This window comes from Sediminibacterium sp., assembly GCF_019264485.1.
Lineage (GTDB): Bacteria > Bacteroidota > Bacteroidia > Chitinophagales > Chitinophagaceae > Sediminibacterium.
In genome coordinates this window covers 289,947-307,343 of sequence record NZ_JAHVAA010000011.1, presented here as the reverse complement: position 1 = coordinate 307,343, position 17,397 = coordinate 289,947, and the positions used below count along the sequence as shown (strand labels likewise).

The 17,397-nt window shown below is 40.0% G+C and carries 13 protein-coding genes; 6 read left to right on the top strand and 7 right to left on the bottom strand.

Annotation, left to right across the window (positions count from 1 at the left end; translation table 11 throughout):
• Window positions 1-154 precede the first annotated feature (154 nt).
• Entirely contained in the window at window positions 155-3,025 is a 2,871-nt protein-coding gene (gene gcvP / locus KXJ59_RS07525) for an aminomethyl-transferring glycine dehydrogenase (RefSeq protein WP_295202737.1), read from the top strand.
• A 96-nt stretch (window positions 3,026-3,121) separates the two neighbouring features.
• Here the strand turns inward: gcvP and KXJ59_RS07520 are convergent, their stop codons facing one another.
• Window positions 3,122-3,520, bottom strand: a complete 399-nt coding sequence (locus tag KXJ59_RS07520; protein WP_295202735.1) for a hypothetical protein — start codon at window positions 3,518-3,520, stop codon at window positions 3,122-3,124.
• 260 nt (window positions 3,521-3,780) lie between these two features.
• Here KXJ59_RS07520 and KXJ59_RS07515 point away from each other — a divergent pair, with 260 nt between their 5' ends.
• The 5 genes from KXJ59_RS07515 to KXJ59_RS07495 all read left to right on the top strand — a co-directional run bounded on the left by KXJ59_RS07515 (window position 3,781) and on the right by KXJ59_RS07495 (window position 7,760).
• Window positions 3,781-4,092, top strand: coding sequence for a hypothetical protein (locus tag KXJ59_RS07515; RefSeq protein ID WP_295202732.1), 312 nt, complete (start codon window positions 3,781-3,783; stop codon window positions 4,090-4,092).
• 149 nt (window positions 4,093-4,241) lie between these two features.
• Window positions 4,242-5,045 (top strand): hypothetical protein, encoded by an 804-nt coding sequence (locus KXJ59_RS07510; RefSeq protein ID WP_295202731.1) that lies wholly within the window; start codon window positions 4,242-4,244, stop codon window positions 5,043-5,045.
• 14 nt (window positions 5,046-5,059) lie between these two features.
• Window positions 5,060-5,650, top strand: a complete 591-nt coding sequence (locus KXJ59_RS07505) for a hypothetical protein (RefSeq protein WP_295202728.1) — start codon at window positions 5,060-5,062, stop codon at window positions 5,648-5,650.
• 123 nt (window positions 5,651-5,773) lie between these two features.
• Entirely contained in the window at window positions 5,774-6,631 is an 858-nt protein-coding gene (locus KXJ59_RS07500) for a dienelactone hydrolase family protein (protein WP_295202725.1), read from the top strand.
• Between the two features lie 82 nt (window positions 6,632-6,713).
• Window positions 6,714-7,760, top strand: coding sequence for an NAD(P)-dependent alcohol dehydrogenase (locus tag KXJ59_RS07495; RefSeq protein ID WP_295202722.1), 1,047 nt, complete (start codon window positions 6,714-6,716; stop codon window positions 7,758-7,760).
• A gap of 66 nt (window positions 7,761-7,826) precedes the next feature.
• Here KXJ59_RS07495 and KXJ59_RS07490 read toward each other — a convergent pair whose 3' ends face one another.
• The 6 genes from KXJ59_RS07490 to KXJ59_RS07465 form a co-directional block, all read right to left on the bottom strand.
• Window positions 7,827-9,356, bottom strand: a complete 1,530-nt coding sequence (locus KXJ59_RS07490; protein ID WP_295202720.1) for an alkaline phosphatase family protein — start codon at window positions 9,354-9,356, stop codon at window positions 7,827-7,829.
• 21 nt (window positions 9,357-9,377) lie between these two features.
• Complete coding sequence (locus KXJ59_RS07485) at window positions 9,378-10,862, bottom strand: SusD/RagB family nutrient-binding outer membrane lipoprotein (RefSeq protein ID WP_295202717.1); 1,485 nt, start codon at window positions 10,860-10,862, stop codon at window positions 9,378-9,380.
• A 20-nt stretch (window positions 10,863-10,882) separates the two neighbouring features.
• Window positions 10,883-14,053 carry a SusC/RagA family TonB-linked outer membrane protein gene (locus tag KXJ59_RS07480; RefSeq protein ID WP_295202715.1) on the bottom strand — a complete coding sequence of 1,057 codons (3,171 nt, stop codon included), beginning with the start codon at window positions 14,051-14,053 and terminating at the stop codon, window positions 10,883-10,885.
• A 466-nt stretch (window positions 14,054-14,519) separates the two neighbouring features.
• Complete coding sequence (locus KXJ59_RS07475) at window positions 14,520-14,891, bottom strand: hypothetical protein (RefSeq protein WP_295202713.1); 372 nt, start codon at window positions 14,889-14,891, stop codon at window positions 14,520-14,522.
• A gap of 102 nt (window positions 14,892-14,993) precedes the next feature.
• Entirely contained in the window at window positions 14,994-16,124 is a 1,131-nt protein-coding gene (locus KXJ59_RS07470; RefSeq protein ID WP_295202711.1) for a TIGR03364 family FAD-dependent oxidoreductase, read from the bottom strand.
• Entirely contained in the window at window positions 16,114-17,397 is a 1,284-nt protein-coding gene (locus tag KXJ59_RS07465; protein WP_295202708.1) for a DUF5690 family protein, read from the bottom strand. Before KXJ59_RS07465 ends, KXJ59_RS07470 begins: the two co-directional genes overlap by 11 nt.

Genomic DNA, 17,397 nt, shown 5'->3' with positions numbered 1-17,397 from the left:
GATTTTAAAAATATTGAAATAATTTGATTCACAGCTTATTAACCGGATGAACAAAAGATGAATTTTCCCGTTGTGGAAGCTTACCTTTGCGGCGTTTAAAACCCCCTGCCGTTAAAGCTGGGTTTTTTATCATCATTTTAAGCCATTCCTGAATATGAATCTTTTTGAACACCAATCAGCAGAGTTTCAGACACGTCATATCGGACCCAATGAATCCGATACCCATAGAATGTTAGAAGTAATTGGCACCGCTTCACTGGATGAGCTCATCAGCAAAACGGTTCCCGACAGCATCCGCATCAAAAAACCATTAGGTGTACCGGCAGCCATCAGCGAATTCCACTACCTGAGTGAACTCAAAAAGATTGCATCGAAGAATAAAGTATTTAAAAATTATATTGGTCAGGGTTATTATGGCACTATTACGCCCAGCGTAATCCTGCGTAATATTTTTGAAAACCCGGGATGGTACACCCAATACACCCCCTATCAGGCTGAAATTTCACAGGGTCGTCTTGAAAGTCTGCTTAATTTTCAGACAATGGTATCCGATCTCACAGGTCTGCCTATTTCAAATGCTTCTCTGTTAGATGAAGCTACGGCTGCAGCTGAAGCCATGGCCATGATCTTCCACCACGTCAATAAAACCGATGTAATCAGTAAACCAAGATTGTTTGTTGACCAGCATACATTCCAGCAAACCATAGATGTACTGGTTACCCGAGCTGAACCTATTGGAATTGACATCGTAATCGGTGACTATAGTACTGCAAGTATTGATGAAACTTATTTTGGGGCCCTGATTCAATACCCCAACAGTAAAGGTGCAGCAGAAGACCACCGCCATTTTATTGAGAAAGTACATAGTGCAGGTGGTTTGGTGATTATGGCTACCGATCTGCTGGCACTTACCTTACTCACACCTCCGGGTGAACTAGGTGCCGATGTTGCTGTGGGCAGTGCACAACGTTTTGGTGTACCCATGGGCTTTGGCGGTCCACATGCTGCTTTTTTTGCTACCCAGGATGATTTTAAAAGAGGAATGCCGGGCCGACTGATTGGTGTAAGTATCGATGCACAGGGTAACCGTGCATTGCGCATGGCTCTCCAAACCAGAGAACAGCATATTAAAAGAGAAAAAGCAACATCTAATATTTGTACTGCTCAGGCACTGCTGGCTAATATGGCAGCAATGTATGCCGTATTTCATGGTTCAACCGGACTAAAACAAATAGCTACCCGTGTTCACCTCCTTGCTAAACTATTATCTGATGGTCTGGCGAAGATGGGTATTGCTCAGGTAAATAAAAGTTATTTTGATACTTTATCTGTTTCAGGGGTAGACAAAGAAGCCGTTAAAAAAACAGCAGAAGCCGATGAAGCCAATTTCTTTTACCATAAAGATGGAATAATCATCAGCATTGATGAAACTACTTCTGTAAATGATATCAATACAATACTCAGTATTTTTTCAAAAGCAGCAGGAAAACCTTTGGTAACAATTAGTGATGCTGATTTATCTCACAGTAATTACCAGTTAGCTGAGGGTCTCTTACGTACTTCATCTTACCTCACCCATCCTGTTTTCAATACGCACAGAAGCGAAAGTCAGATGATGCGTTATATAAAACAACTGGAAAACAAAGACCTATCGCTGAATACGAGTATGATCAGTCTGGGAAGTTGCACCATGAAACTGAATGCGGCATCAGAAATGATTCCGGTGAGCTGGCCTGAGTTTGGAGGATTACATCCATTTGCACCTGCATCGCAAACAGCAGGTTACCAGCAAATCATCGATGAACTCAACGATTACTTGTGTAAAATAACCGGTTTTACTGCCTGCAGCCTGCAACCCAACAGCGGTGCACAAGGTGAGTATGCCGGCTTATTAACCATTCGTGCTTATCACGCAGCAAGAAATGAAGCACACAGAAATGTGGTACTCATTCCTATCAGCGCACACGGAACCAACCCTGCCAGCGCAGTAATGGCCGGATTTAAAGTTGTAGTAGTAAAATGCGATGATGCAGGTAATATTGATGTGGCAGACCTTAAAGCTAAAGCAGAACAATACAAAGACAGCTTAGGTGCATTAATGGTTACCTACCCATCTACACATGGAGTGTTTGAAGAAACCATTAAGGATATCTGTCAGACTATTCACGATAATGGCGGACTCGTATATATGGATGGTGCAAATATGAATGCACAGGTTGGTTTAACAAGTCCTGGTATGATAGGTGCCGATGTTTGTCACCTTAATCTCCATAAAACTTTTGCTATTCCACACGGTGGTGGTGGCCCGGGCATGGGACCAATTTGTGTAAACGATAAGCTGGCGCCTTATTTACCAGGTCATACAGTATTGGGCAACCCTGCACTGGCTGTAAGTGCCGCACAATATGGCTCTGCAAGCATACTACTCATCAGTTATGGTTATATTAAGATGTTGGGTGAAGAGGGTATCAGACGCTCAACGGAGTATGCCATCCTGAATGCCAATTATATGAAAGCACGTCTGGAGAAATACTATAAGATATTATATACCGGAACCAATGGCACTTGTGCGCATGAGTTTATTGTTGACCTGCGTCCATTTAAGCAAAGTGTTGGTATTGAAGCAGAAGATGTTGCCAAAAGACTGATTGATTATGGATTCCATGCACCTACCATGAGTTTTCCTGTGCCGGGCACCATCATGATTGAGCCTACAGAAAGTGAAGACAAAGCCGAGTTAGACCGTTTCTGCGATGCGCTGATATCAATCTATGAAGAAATAAAAGCGATTGAAGAAGGCCAATCTGATAAAACAGATAACCCTTTGAAAAATGCACCCCATACTCAGGCTGTTATCTGTAACGATGAATGGAAACATGCTTATAGTCGTCAGCAAGCTGCATTTCCATTGTACTATGTAACCCAGCATAAATTCTGGCCCAGTGTGGCAAGGGTAAACAATACACATGGAGACAGGAACCTCATCTGTACCTGTGAACCTGTTTCATCCTATGTAACAGAATAACCAATAATGTTTGAATGAATCGTCCTAGAAAAAAGTCCTTCTGTTTTAGAAGGACTTTTTTCTAGTTGCCCGATCTGACAACTTTTTACAATACTATTATTCTCCCTGCTTTATCTGATGCTCCAGTATTTCTATAAGCTTCTGTTTATCGAGTAAAGCAGCTTCAAGTTGACTGATTTGTTGTTTCAATAAGGGTACCAATTCGCGCATCACCAAGCCATATGAGGCGGACTCCTCCTCAACCGTATTCATTATTTCCATTTTCACTTCGCGATACGTTGCATTGAGCATTTCACCTTCTCCGGAGAGTAGCCAGGTAATATTCAGTTCGGGGAAACGTTTTTCAATCTTGAATAAAATGGCACCCCCGAAAGAGCCTTTGTTTTTGCGCTGTTTGCCCAAATAGCCATTTGATAAACCACATTCTATTTCTACTTTTCTTGGGCGTAAACGTTTATATTCTATAAACTGATAAAATCTTTCTGGAGCTGTCATTGTGTATAAATGTTTAGAAAATGTCGGAATTCAGATAGAAGATGATAGAAAACGATTTTATATTTTTACCTCTTCAATACCTTACGAAGAAAGAGATAAAATATAAATGCTGCAATACGTATTTATACCTGATTTGGCCTGGTAAAACCCGCAGAAATAATATCAATACAGGTCATTAACGAAAAAATTAAATGTCGTAAGTCTGTGATCTGCCGCAACACTTCGCGTTAGAAGTATTGAAAGATTTCTAATAACTTACCATGCAACAGGAAATTCATCACGAAAAGCCAATCTTGTCGGCTTTAACCAGAGAAGAAATCAATAATCCACAACTTGTACTTGCTGAATTATTCGATTTTGCACATTTACCGGAATTGAAAATAATGTTATGGGATTGGCTGAAAACAACGGTTACCGGTAGCTACAATAAAACACTCACCAATAGAGAAAGAGCTGCCATACTCTTATTATATGAGTATATGGAAAAACTACTTGAAGCGAATCACCTCTTGTACATAGAGCAGCAAAAGCTGGATGAAAAAAAACAGGATGAGCAAAGACACATCTTTTGATTGCTAATTTTCGCTCACATATTTATGTGATAAAATTGATAACGCATTGTAAATCAACAATAACCGATGATATAGTCGGTCGTATGCCATCATGAATGGTTTGTATTGGCTTTTAAGCAACAATAGTTTTGTGTTTCGAAATCATTACCATGAAACAAAAACTATTCACCATTCTTTTTGTGTGTGCGGCCCTTGCTTTACAAACTGAGTCTTATTCACAGGGTTTTCTAAAAAAACTAAAAGACAAAGTAGAAAAAAAGGCGGAAGAAGTGCTCGACAAAAAAGTAACCGACAAAACTGGAACAACGAATGTCCCTGCCAATAATAACACCAATACAAATCTGCCGGGTACTACTAAAAATGGAAGACCGATTAATAAATCGGGTGAAGGACTTAAAAATTCTACCGTACCTGATGTTTTACAACAGATTACAGATGCTGATCTTGCATTCAATAAGCAACAGTTTGGCGAAGCAAGGTTTTCTGTTCAACAGGCTTTACTCGGTGTTGAACTTCAAATTGGCAACCAGTTGTTGCAATCGCTCCCTACTGAAATTGTTGGTTTGCCCAAAGATTCAACTGAAGACAGGGTAATGAGTGTTCGTTATGGCTGGGCCAACCTTACCATACAGCGTGTTTACCAGAAAGATGACAAACAGTTATCTGTGCTTATAGGTAATAACGCTATGTATGCCGGTGCACTTGATATGTACTTTGGGTTTGCTTCCACTCAATCAAACGGTGAAACACAAAACACCAAACAAATCAGGATAAAAGGCAATAAAGCCATTATTCAATTTGAAGAAAGAGAAGGTTATACCATACTGATGCAAATGGGTACTGGCGGTATGATTACCTGGAAAGGCATCAATTTTACTACAGAAAAAGATATCATGGACGCAGTTCAGCAATTTGATATCGATATGATTAAAAAAACAATGGGTCAACAATAAGTAAATACAAATAAATGAAAAAGACTTACAGTATCCTGCTTGCATTATTGTTAACCTCGCTGACATATGCACAGGATTTCAAAAAAAATATTGCAACTGCACAAAACAGTTACAGTTCAGGTAAATTACAGGATGCACATTTCGCTTTATTACAAATGATGCAGGACCTTGATATCACTATTGGCAAAGAGGTTTTAAAATTATTTCCAACATCACTGGATACGCTGACCCCTGTTCCAAAAGAAGAAAATGTTTCAGGTAGCAGTCAGTTTACAGGCGTAACCATTGAAAAAAATTATGGGCATTTTAGTAAAAAAGCAGCTTTGAATGTGGTCATTAATTCACCTTTATTAAATACCCTCAATGCGTATATCAACGCTCCTTTAATGGCAGGATTTGGTGGTGATCCGAATACAAAAATTGTAAAAGTGGGTAATTATAAAGCAAGACTGAATAAAGAAGATGACGAACAGAATACGTACCGCTTAGAAATTCCGCTGAGTAATGCACTTCTCAGTTTAAAAATAAATAACAGCTCCGAAGCCGAACTGATATCACTGGCATCGCAGTTACCTATTGGAAAAATGGCAAGCCTGATTCAATAACCGATATTTATGATTATTTCCTAAACGCTATCTGCCAGGCTCGGCAGATAGCGTTTTTTATTCGGTAAACCATTTTGCCTGCCCATATGCAATCGGTATATTTATACAAAACCGCATACCCATATGAAACAGGAGATTATTAATTTGTACGATGAGTACACACATAAACCTTTACCACGCGAGGTATTTTTAAAACGTCTGGCTATTCTGGCAGGCAGTACTACTGCTGCCATGGCCATATTACCCATGTTGGAAAACAATTATGCAGTAGCCGCAACTGTTCCTGAACAGGATATTGAACTGCATACGGAAGAGATTACCTATGATGCAGGTGGTGTAACCATGAAAGCCTATCTGGCCAAACCAAAAAAAGATGGAAAATATGGGGGTGTGGTTGTAATTCATGAAAATCGTGGACTGAATGATCATATTCGCGATGTAGCACGCAGGGCTGCAAAAGCTGGTTATATTGCCATAGCACCAGATGCACTATCGTCTGCCGGTGGCACGCCTACCGATCAGGACCAGGCAAGAGAATTATTCAGTAAAATTGATGCAAAACAAAACCTCATCAATTTTGCCAAAGGATTCGACTATTTAAAAAGCCGCAAAGACTGTACTGGCTTAACCGGTTGTGTAGGTTTTTGCTGGGGTGGTGCATTGGTGAATCAACTGGCTGTGAATGTTCCTGATTTAAAAGCTGCCGTTGCTTTTTATGGCAGACAGGCCGATGCCGCTGATGTTCCCAAAATAAAAGCAGCTTTACAATTACATTATGGTGGTCTGGATGAGCGCATCAATGCTGGTATTCCGGCTTATGAAGATGCCCTCAAAAAAAACAACGTAAAGTATGAAGTGTACATTTATGAAGGCGTGAATCACGCTTTTCATAACGACACTTCTGGTGCCAGGTATAATGAAGCCGCAGCAAAACTGGCCTGGAAAAGAACACTGGATTTTTGGGCAGCCAACATGAAGTAACCGGATTTATTTTCCACTTTAGTAAAACAAAGCGTGAACAACAGACTTTTTTAGCTGTTACCTTCGCATAAAGATTAATTGTATGATAGCAACCAAGGCTTACGCAGCAGAAACACCAAAAGCAAGACTCACCCCTTTTCAACTCGAAAGAAGAGAACCGGGCCCATACGATGTACATATCGACATTTTGTATTGCGGAGTTTGCCATTCCGATATTCACCAGGCACGCGAAGAATGGGGTAAAGCCATTTTCCCGATGGTACCCGGACATGAAATTGTTGGAAGGGTTGTGGGCGTAGGAGATAAAGTAACCAAGTTTAAAGTGGGTGATCTCGCTGGTGTAGGTTGTTTTGTTGATTCATGCAGAACCTGCGAAAACTGCAAAAGCGATCTTGAACAATATTGCGAGGACGGAATGGTGGGTACTTATAACGGTCGCGAACGTATTACCAACGCACCTACTTATGGAGGTTATTCAACCAATATTGTGGTTGACGAACACTACACATTGCATATTTCCGATAAACTTCCACTTGCTGGCGTTGCGCCATTGCTTTGTGCAGGTATTACTACCTACTCACCCTTGCGTTATGTTGGGGTAAAGAAAGGACATAAAGTAGCTGTATTTGGTTTGGGTGGATTGGGACATATGGGTGTAAAATTTGCCGCCGCTTTTGGTGCAGAAGTTACCATGCTGAGTACTTCTCCTTCCAAAGAAGCCGATGCAAAAAGATTGGGCGCTCACCATTTCGCATTGATTACAGATAAAGACACCATGAAGAGCCTCGAAAACTCTTTTGATTTTATTCTGAACACCGTTTCTGCAGATCATGAATTCAGCACTTACCTGAACCTGTTAAAAACAAACGGAACCATGATTATTGTAGGGCTTCCCGAATCAGCTTCAAAAGTGCCTGCATTCGACCTGGTGCCTAAACGGAGAAGCATTTTAGGCTCTATGATCGGTGGTATCAAAGAAACACAGGAGATGCTCGATTTCTGTGCAGAACATAATATTGTTTCTGATGTGGAAGTAATTTCCATTCAGCAAATCAATGAAGCATATGAAAGAATGATTAAAGCTGATGTGAGATACAGGTTTGTCATCGATCTGGCTTCGTTGAAATAGTCTTTCGTCCTTAAAATAAAAATGCGCCTGCAATAATATCAGCAGGCGCATTTTTATTAGTATTTACTATTTACCCATCGACAGGTCAGTAGTTCTTTCTGTTTTAGCATAATTGATATAACGATATTTACCGATAGTACTTATATCGAGCAGCAGTTTATAAGTAATACCTCCTACCACTGTACTGGTTTCAACACGTCCTTTCTTTACAGTTGCCGGTGGCGCTTTTGAACCTATCAACAACTCTGAAAATGCTCTGCCCTTCATAGTTGATGGGGCAGGAATATGATGAATAGATAAAACCGTTGGTGCTATATCTACATTTGAAGTTGGCAGATTACCCTCAAATGCTTTTTTAAATGAAGGTCCATCAGCGAGCAAGGCTATATGAACTTCATATGGACTAAAGCCCCCATGCCCGGCTACTCCGCGTGCATAACTTGTGCCTGCATAGCCAGTGCTATTCTTTGCGTCATTCCAGTTTTCATCAACCAGAATATCGGCTGTTCTCTCAGGATGGTTCCAGTGAATGGCATCAAAAGAAAGTGTACCCGGAATCCAACCTTTCATACTTCCTGTTTTATCTGCTTTTGTAAATATGGCCCCTACCCATTCTTCCTGTTGCAAAGCTGTTACTACTTTACGAATAAGTTCCGGATCATGATTTTTTACATAAAGTGCCCCTTCTGCAGCTACAATATCATCTGACTCACGGTCTTTTTTTATTCCTTTCTGAATCAGGAAATCCGCTACACCCAGTTTACCCGCCTTGGTTACAAAGCCATGGTCGGTTGATATAATAATATTTACTTTATTACGCATTCCTTTTTCGTCTAATGCAGTTATGATTCTCCCAAACTGCTCATCTACTGATTTAATTGAGGCGTTGGCTGCAACCGAACCAATGCCATCGCTATGAGCCGCACCATCAGGATCAGAATACCAGATGGCATTTACCAAGGGGCCATTTTTTACAAATCCATATTGCAGTAACGCATCAGTAATCCATTTATGCTGTGCGCTATTGGGTTTACCATGTGCCGGAATAGGGCCCAGCACATTTACCAACTCATCTTTAAAAGATGCCGGCAATATCATAGATGTATTTACTATGGCACCATTTCCTACTTTATGGTTTTGCAATAATGCCTGCCCTGTTGAACCTGAACTGAATACCATCATTCTTTGTCCTACAGATTCCAATGCTTCCCCTAATGAGACGGCTGTTAATAAACGGTCGTTTGTTGCAGCAGCAATTTTATTCAGTTCTGCAGCGTCTCCTGTATTTAACCCTTTTACCGGATTTACCTGCGGAAAATAAACCGTATTACCCATAATACCGTTTGTTCCGGGATAGCTTCCTGTTGAATAAGATGAAGAATTTACACGCGTTACTGTTGGAAACACGCTGTGATGCTGCTTTCCATATGACCCTCGTTTACTGAATGCATATACATTAGGCATCAGTTCAGGGGTTATATAATCAGGTCTTAATCCGTCAAAAAAAACAATCAGGGTTTTAATGGAAGTATCTACTTGTGCTGTCACTTGCAGGCAAGTAAGCAACACCATTATAAATAAGCTATTCTTTTTCATACTGTGATGATTTAAATGATTTTATTTCTCCCACCATACTTTTATATCGCTATTATCTCCACCCATTGATGTGATGGCTTTAGCCAGGTTTGCTGCATTGAGTGATTGCAAATAAGTTGGATAAGGCACACGACTTGGAAATTTATTTTCAGCAGGGATACCAGTACCTCTGGGAAGAACAGGATATCCTGTTCTTCTCTTTTCAAACCATGACTGATAATCCACAAAAAAGTACGCGTAATATTTCTGCAACATAATTCGCTCCAATTGCTGGGCGGTTGATGCAGTTGCATCATATACCACACCGGGCTGGTTAAGGTACCCTGCAGGTAAAGTGAGTCCCCATTGAGCCATGGAAGCAGTTATACCCGCATCGTAATGTTGTTTGGCAGTTTTACCGGTTGCAAAACCTTTTACCGCCAGCTCTGCTTTAATAAATTCCAGTTCCGCAAGGGTCATCATAATACCCATAGGGACATATGTTTTTAATACATCATTATAACTTGAATTACGTCCTACCTGGTATTCAGTAGTTACAGGGTATCCGCTTTCAATACCAACATATGAGGGAACACCCCCTACGGTTACTGTCGTGCTCCATAATGTTCTTCTCGGATCATTATCGGCATTCATTTTATCCATAAAGAATTTTGTAAAATATGTACCATCTCTCCAATCTAACTGCCTTGCATTGTAATATGGATTGAAATAAGGAAATGATCCGGTGAACTTAAGTATTGCTTCGTCGCCATTTACTACAAACATTGGGTACTTTACTGGATCGGCCAGCATGGCATTGATCTGGTTATTTACATTTACTTCATCATTACGCTTAGATATTCTTACTAGTAACCGGAGCTTTAATGAATTACCAAAACGTTTCCATTTTACCATACCGGGGTTAACTGAACCCGATAAAGCATTTGCATTGTATAAAATATCGCCTCCATAAGTAAGCGCTTTACCTGTATTGATCAGTTCATTTGCAGTTTCCAGATCAGCTAATATTCTGGTATAGATATCTTTTTGTTTATCGAATGCTGGTTGAAAATTTCCATCTGTTGCTTTGGTGGCTTCACTGAAAGGAACATCTCCATATAAATCGGTTAGTATAGAATAGGCCCATGATTTATAGATCAGCGCTATTGCCTTATAGTTGGGCTCGTTTAAGTCATCAGCTATGCGATAGATATCTTCTATATCGGTTAAGTACGCATAAAAATTACTCCAGACACCTGCTCCGGGATTCACAACATACCGATGCAATCCTGTGCCACCAGGGCTGGAACGAGGTGCATCTACCTGCATCAGTTCATGAGTGAAATTTCTGGAAGAGGTAACAGCTGAACTTACGATCCTGTATTGAAGCTGCCCAAGCATTACACCGGGGTTCACTTCTTTGGGTCTATTAGGATCTGTGTTCAGAGATTCAAAATTTTTTGCACAGCTACTCATCAGCATTACTACGAGCAGCAGAATATAATAGTTGAATGAATACTTTTTCATATTGAATGATTTTGTCGGGATTAGAATTTAAAAGTGAGGTTTACACCCATGTTTCTGGTAGATGGAAACTGTGTCAGTTCAACACCCGGTGTCAGTGTCCCACTATTAAGGTTACCTCCTTCCGGATCAAAACCCGGGAAGCTGGTAATATTAAACAGGTCGCGTCCATAAACAGCAACGCTTGTTTGTCTGATACCAATTTTAGCCAACGCTTTCTTTGGCAGATTGAATTCTACCCTGGCTTCCCTGAGCTTCAGGAAGGAGGCGTCGAAAATATTCATCTCTGCATTGCTGATGGCATAAATATTATCGTAGTAAGAACTGGCAGCAACATTCACTGCATTCTTTTCATATTTGCCTGTTCCATTGTTGAATACCACTCCATCACCTACTATTCCATTGTCTCTTCCCGGCAGGGTTACTTTTGTTTTTCCAAGTGTATTATTCTTGTGGTTGGTTTGAGAATACATGCTTCCACCTTTCTGGCCATCCAACAGAATACTTATCCTGAAATTTCCAACAGTAAACTCGTTCATTAAACCTGCTTTCCAGTCTGCAAAAGCATTACCCCATTTCTTTGCAACAGGATCAAGTGGCGCAGGCAAGCCGTTGGTTGAGTAGATGATTTGTCCATCAGCTGTTCGCTGAAAACCTCTGCCGTACAAGTCACCCATTCTTCCACCAACCCGGGCTTCGATACTCACATTGCTACCATGACTATAAATGATCTGATTGGTAATACCTGCTGCCAATTCTCGAACATAACTTCTGTTACGGCTCCACGTAAGTGTAGTAACCCATGCGAAATTTTTACGAACTATGGGTTTACCTGTTACGGTCAACTCAATCCCCTTACTGTTGATTAAACCAGCATTTACCAGAGCACTTGAATAACCAGATACAGGATCTAATGGAATAGCCAATATCTGGTTACGGCTTTTGTTATCATACATAGCTATGTCAATCCCAAGTCTTCCTTTAAAAAAACGAAGATCAAGTCCGGCTTCATAACTGGTAGTGATTTCAGGTTTAAGATCTGTATTGAATAATGTAGATGGGTTGGTAAAACTGTTACCATAAATACGATCGTAGTATTTATCGGTCTGATAAGGTCTGGTATCATTACCAACCTGTGCCCATGATGCCCTGAATTTAGCAAATGATATTTTCGAAGGCAGTGTAAACATGTCGCTTAGTAAAAAGCTTGTGCTTACAGAAGGATAAAAGAATGAATTGTTTTTAAAAGGTAAAGTACTCGACCAGTCATTCCTTCCTGTCAGGTCAACAAACACCTGCTCCTTATATGAAAATTGTGCAGCTCCATAAACACTATTAATTGCTTTTTTTGATTTTACTGCATCTACTACAGCTGGATCCAGGCTATTAGACACCTGGTAAATGGCAGGCTGTGAAAGTTGATCAGCATAAGCTCCAGAGAAATCATATGTCTGACGCATAGCATTGGCTCCGCCTGAAACTGTGTAATTAATATCATCATTTATCCTGTCTTTATAAGTCAACAGAAAGTCGGCATTCATCTCATAGTTGAAAACATTCTGTTCACGATACATGCCACGCGGGTATTTTGTCATACTGAATGGTCGCTGTTGTGAACGAAATTCAAAAGACATATCGGTACCTGCACGAACCATTAATTCAAGTTTTTTATTGATGGTGTAGTTTGCTGCTATATTTCCAATTACCCCATGTTTGTTCATCTTGTTCAGCATTTCATACAAATCGAGGTAGGGATTATCAGGGCCGGGATTAAATGGATTTTTCTGCTTTACACCTGTCAGTCCGGGTTCCCAATAAGGTTTAAACCATTCAGGTCTGATATTAGGTGCTGTTCCAATAATCAGAAAATACATGATAGTCTGGTTATTGTAACCAGCAGTAGGCAGGTTATCACTGTGCTTATTGGTATAGTTTACCTTACCGGTAATTTTTAAACGGTCCGATATTTTCTGTGAAACAGACAATGCAGCATTGATCCTTTCAAATCCTGTATTGGGAAGTATCCAGTCGTTTTTTAAATGTGTGAGCGACAAACGAGCCGATCCTTTATCATTTCCTCCTTCCATAGAAATACTGTTAGATACAGTAACTCCTGTCTTAAAAAAACCTGAGATATAATCTTTATGCGCCACCCATGGTGTTCTTACAGTTGGTCTTCCATCAGGCGCAGCAGGGTTGTATTGAAAATATTGTTGCCCGTTAAAACGAGGTCCCCAGGCTCTACCTGCCGCAACACCTGTGCTGGTATTCGGACCATCAGCTCCGTCGAGATAAGAATAATAAGCACTGGTTCTTCCTTCACCATATTCAAACTGGTAATCGGGCCAGCGGTTTACCTGATCAATACTCACGTTGGTATTAAATGTAACACCAATGCCCTTGTCTGTACGCTGACCAGATTTTGTTGTGATAATAATGGCACCACCTGCTGCACGACTACCATATAAAGCTGTTGCGCCGGGACCTTTTAACACTGTTATTTTATCTATATCGTCGGGGTTGATATCTGATAAACCAGAGCCAAAGTCAACGGGACCATCTGCGGCAAGGTGAGAATTGTAACCTGTTCCGGTAATCCTGCTACTAACCGGAACACCATCAATAATAATCAACGCCTGATTATTGTCGAGGTTCAAAGAATTTTCTCCGCGAAGGGTTACACGTGAAGAACCCATCGGGCCAGACCCTGTTCCCTGAATATTTAAACCTGCCACTTTACCTGATAAGGTATTTACCCAGTTATTGGTTTTGGCATCTTTCACAGCATTCTCCTTCACTGTTTGCGCCGCATATCCTAACGACTTTTCTTCTCTCCTGATACCTAATGCTGTTACAACAACTTCCTGAAGCACTTCTTTTTTCTCTGTTAGCAGAATAGACAGGTTATCGAGTCCTTTTACAGGTATTTCTAAATTTTCATAACCGGTATAGCTAATCTGTAATACAGCATTAACCAACGAAACTCCCTGCAGGTTCAATACAAATGAGCCATCGTTGATGGTAGCGGTTTTTACAGATGCACCTTTTAACTGAACAGTGGCACCAACCAATGGATTTGATGCACTGTCTTTTACAATACCTTTTACAGTTTGTGCTTGTACAAATGCTGAAGCTGTTAATAAACACAGCAATAGCAATAGTTTTTGAGGAAAGGGGGTAGATACAGATTTCATAAACAGTTTTTAAGACTGCAAATGTTTCTGTTTTGTTAAGCAAGAAATACAGGTCCCGGGAAATTTAATGATTCCATGAACATTTCTTCATAGTAAGATAAACTATTGGTAATAAAGAGTTCAACTTAACAGTTTAATTTAATGATATAAGAGAAAAATCAACTACCAGAACTATATACCAAGTAATAATGATGTAAAAGTTATTTTTTTATAGCTTAGTTGGTTTATTCAGGATTTATTCACAAATAAATCATTCCGCCTTCAACTGTTTCTTTAAACTTAGCAGTACTAACATTGCAAATGCAAGAGCAGGTCTGGATTATATCTATTTGATCCAAAGTAAACTTAGAGTTACAGTTTAGTTATTGAGAATGTTTAATTTAACCAGAAAGATAAATTCTTAGTAAAAGAGATTAAGCGTATTAACATGCCGGAGGTCTAAAATCAGCAGCATTTTCATTCCATATTAAACTGCAATAGCCACACTTTCCTCTACTGCTAAAAAACTGATAAAGTTTTCCTGTGTCCATTTTTCATTTTCTTCAACCCACATACAAACATGTTCTCTCACATTACTAAGCATGGACCATGCATCTGCCAGAACCTTTTTTTCATCTGCCGGTTTTTTGGGGAAAACTTCCTTTCCCAGTTTGGCCACTATTTTTCCATTTTGCTTCCTGAAAGTGTCTTTGAAGAATTTTCCGATAGGAGCAGTATGCTGACCAAATACACAATTACCTAATATTAAACCAAGGACTTTTGATTGACTAACATCAAGGATGATTGTCAGATACAAATAAGCAACCGTTTCTCCTTTATCATTTACAATAGTAGTCATGGTAAGCAGTTGAAGTCAGCAAATGGATGGAGCGCAATGTTAATCTTTCGGCGTTTCACCTTCGCCAGTTTACAATTTCTTAATAATAAGTTCATATTAGGATCAGGCGTACTGTTTCACCATCTCTTCTGCCAGACCAAAGGAAAGTGTCATCCCGGCTCCGCCCAATCCATTGAGAATAAATACATCAGTAGCAGGTGACAGACAGATTTCTGTTGCGCCATTCTGCATTTTTGGATAGATTCCGTTCCAGCTTTGTATCAATTTCCATGAAGAACAATCCATCATCTGTTTCAGATATGAAAAAATTAGTTCATTTATATGAGCAGAATCAAACGGTTCGAAGCTATGGCCATACTCATGGGAGTCTCCAACTGTTAACTCTCCATTTCCATTTTGAGCAACCATTACGTGTATCCCATACTTGATATACGCTTGCATTTCTGCTTTATATCGCTCTTCCAGTTTTTGCAAACCGGTAGCTTTTGTAAACGATTTGTAATGAATAAGTGACAGACCTCCGCAAACCGAAGTACCAATTTTCATTACTTCATCAGAAGATTTAAAACGCATCATTTGTAACTTGCACCGGGTAATAGGAAGATTTGAAAAAACAGTTGGAAACAAAGTCTCAAAATCCTGCCCACTACAAACCCATACCAGATCGGCCAGTATTTTTTGATCGCCAATATACACTGCTCCTGTTTCAACATTTGCAACCTGAGTTTTATACAGAAATTGTACATCAAGAAAATTTTCGAGATATGCGGCAGTAGTTACAATTGCTTCTCTTGGATCAACAATCAATTCTGTATTGCTAAACAATCCACCCAATAATCCTTTTTGCTGAACATGAGGAAAGCGAGCGGCTATTGTGGATGAGCTAAGTAAAAAAACCTGTCTGCCTTCCTGCTGAAACAAGGCTGCCAATTCCTGTAAAACCTGCCATTCATCAGCATGGTAGGCAAGATGCATGCTTCCCGACTCACTATACCACATACCTGTACTATCGCTGATATCTTTCCATACCTGTCTGCTCCGCATAGCCCTGTTAAACAGCAAACCTTCAGGCTGGCCAATGGGCCACACCATACCAAAATTGCGAATAGAAGCACCTACAGGCTTCTCAGACTTTTCAATTACAGTAACCTTATAACCGGCTAATGACAAAGCTCTCGCTGTTGCCAGTCCAACTATACCCGCACCAACAACAATGGCTGTTTTATGGTTCATATACTACTGTTGATTTTAGTTTTTTGATGAAATAAAACATCGCAGCAATCGTAAGACATATCCCAATCACCGATAAGTAGATCACACCAGTACTGTATAAATCGGTCCATTGCGTTTTTATTTTAAGCACTGTTTTCATTACGATAACACCAACACTGCCTAAATAGCCAAATGAATCGGCCAGGTACATTAAAAATCCAACATTGCCGGCAGTACCAAATGCAGCTATCATTCTGTCGAATAAAATACAATTGAAAGGGATATAACCCATATATAGCCCCAATCCTACTGCAACCATCCATGCGAAAGGATTCAGAAAGCCGAGAGAAAATAAAAGCGAACTAATACCGGCTACTAAAAAACCTGCGATAATAAGATAGTGTGTAATAATGAATGCTTTACGATTATTACGAATCAACATCATGGCACTAATAAGTAATAATACTGAAACGGTAACGGGAATCTCTGTATTGGTAAATACACCTGGTTCATTACCATATCCGAGTTCATTCCACATATCTGCCGCAAAATTGTCTCGAATATCTCTGAAGATGGTCAGAAAAACATACACAACAATCAGCAACACAATACCTATGCTGAAATTTTTAAAGAATGATTTTCGTTGGTTTCGATCCATGGGAACGCGAACAACTTTATGTTCCTGATCCGCTTTTGATGGGGGTGGTATTTGTTCGAGGAGATAAACGAGTATAAGAACTGGCAACATAAATACAAGACCAGTAATAAAAGGCAGCCACTTTTCTGCTATATCAATGTTCAAAAAAAGCCACTTGGCAACAGACTTAACAAAGCCGGATGAAAAAATAAAACTTACAGCTAACGCTGCTCCAATAAAATCCGTTGCCTTTCGTCCTTCCGCAAAGGAAAAAATGATTCCCCAGATCATTCCCAATGGAAACCCGTTTACAAAAAGAAAAATGATGTTCCAGGGAGATGGCACCACTGCAAACAACAGTAAGGCACACCACGAAACTCCCAGCAACAGCAATACCGATTTCCCCCTGCCGATATGCGCCAATTCCGAAATAAACTTTATCCCATAAAACTTACTGAACATGTACCCCAGTACCTGACAAATAACCAATGCATCTTTATACGCAAGACCAAAAATATCGCGTTCTCCGCTAAACATACCTACGGTAAAGGGTTTACGGAAAGCGTATACAGATGCGTAGGTTAAAAAACATATCAGTGCAGCATATATGGCAACCTGAATATCTTTTTTTGTTGCACGGTTCTGGCTAAAGAGCAT

Coding starts and splice junctions, on each gene's coding strand:
- KXJ59_RS07480 (WP_295202715.1), bottom strand. CDS start 14,053: ATGAAATCTGTATCTACCCCCTTTCCTCAAAAACTATTGCTATTGCTG.
- KXJ59_RS07475 (WP_295202713.1), bottom strand. CDS start 14,891: ATGACTACTATTGTAAATGATAAAGGAGAAACGGTTGCTTATTTGTAT.
- KXJ59_RS07470 (WP_295202711.1), bottom strand. CDS start 16,124: ATGAACCATAAAACAGCCATTGTTGTTGGTGCGGGTATAGTTGGACTG.
- KXJ59_RS07465 (WP_295202708.1), bottom strand. CDS start 17,397: ATGCTCTTTAGCCAGAACCGTGCAACAAAAAAAGATATTCAGGTTGCC.
- KXJ59_RS07490 (WP_295202720.1), bottom strand. CDS start 9,356: ATGAAAAAGAATAGCTTATTTATAATGGTGTTGCTTACTTGCCTGCAA.
- KXJ59_RS07495 (WP_295202722.1), top strand. CDS start 6,714: ATGATAGCAACCAAGGCTTACGCAGCAGAAACACCAAAAGCAAGACTC.
- KXJ59_RS07520 (WP_295202735.1), bottom strand. CDS start 3,520: ATGACAGCTCCAGAAAGATTTTATCAGTTTATAGAATATAAACGTTTA.
- KXJ59_RS07515 (WP_295202732.1), top strand. CDS start 3,781: ATGCAACAGGAAATTCATCACGAAAAGCCAATCTTGTCGGCTTTAACC.
- KXJ59_RS07505 (WP_295202728.1), top strand. CDS start 5,060: ATGAAAAAGACTTACAGTATCCTGCTTGCATTATTGTTAACCTCGCTG.
- KXJ59_RS07510 (WP_295202731.1), top strand. CDS start 4,242: ATGAAACAAAAACTATTCACCATTCTTTTTGTGTGTGCGGCCCTTGCT.
- gcvP (WP_295202737.1), top strand. CDS start 155: ATGAATCTTTTTGAACACCAATCAGCAGAGTTTCAGACACGTCATATC.
- KXJ59_RS07485 (WP_295202717.1), bottom strand. CDS start 10,862: ATGAAAAAGTATTCATTCAACTATTATATTCTGCTGCTCGTAGTAATG.
- KXJ59_RS07500 (WP_295202725.1), top strand. CDS start 5,774: ATGAAACAGGAGATTATTAATTTGTACGATGAGTACACACATAAACCT.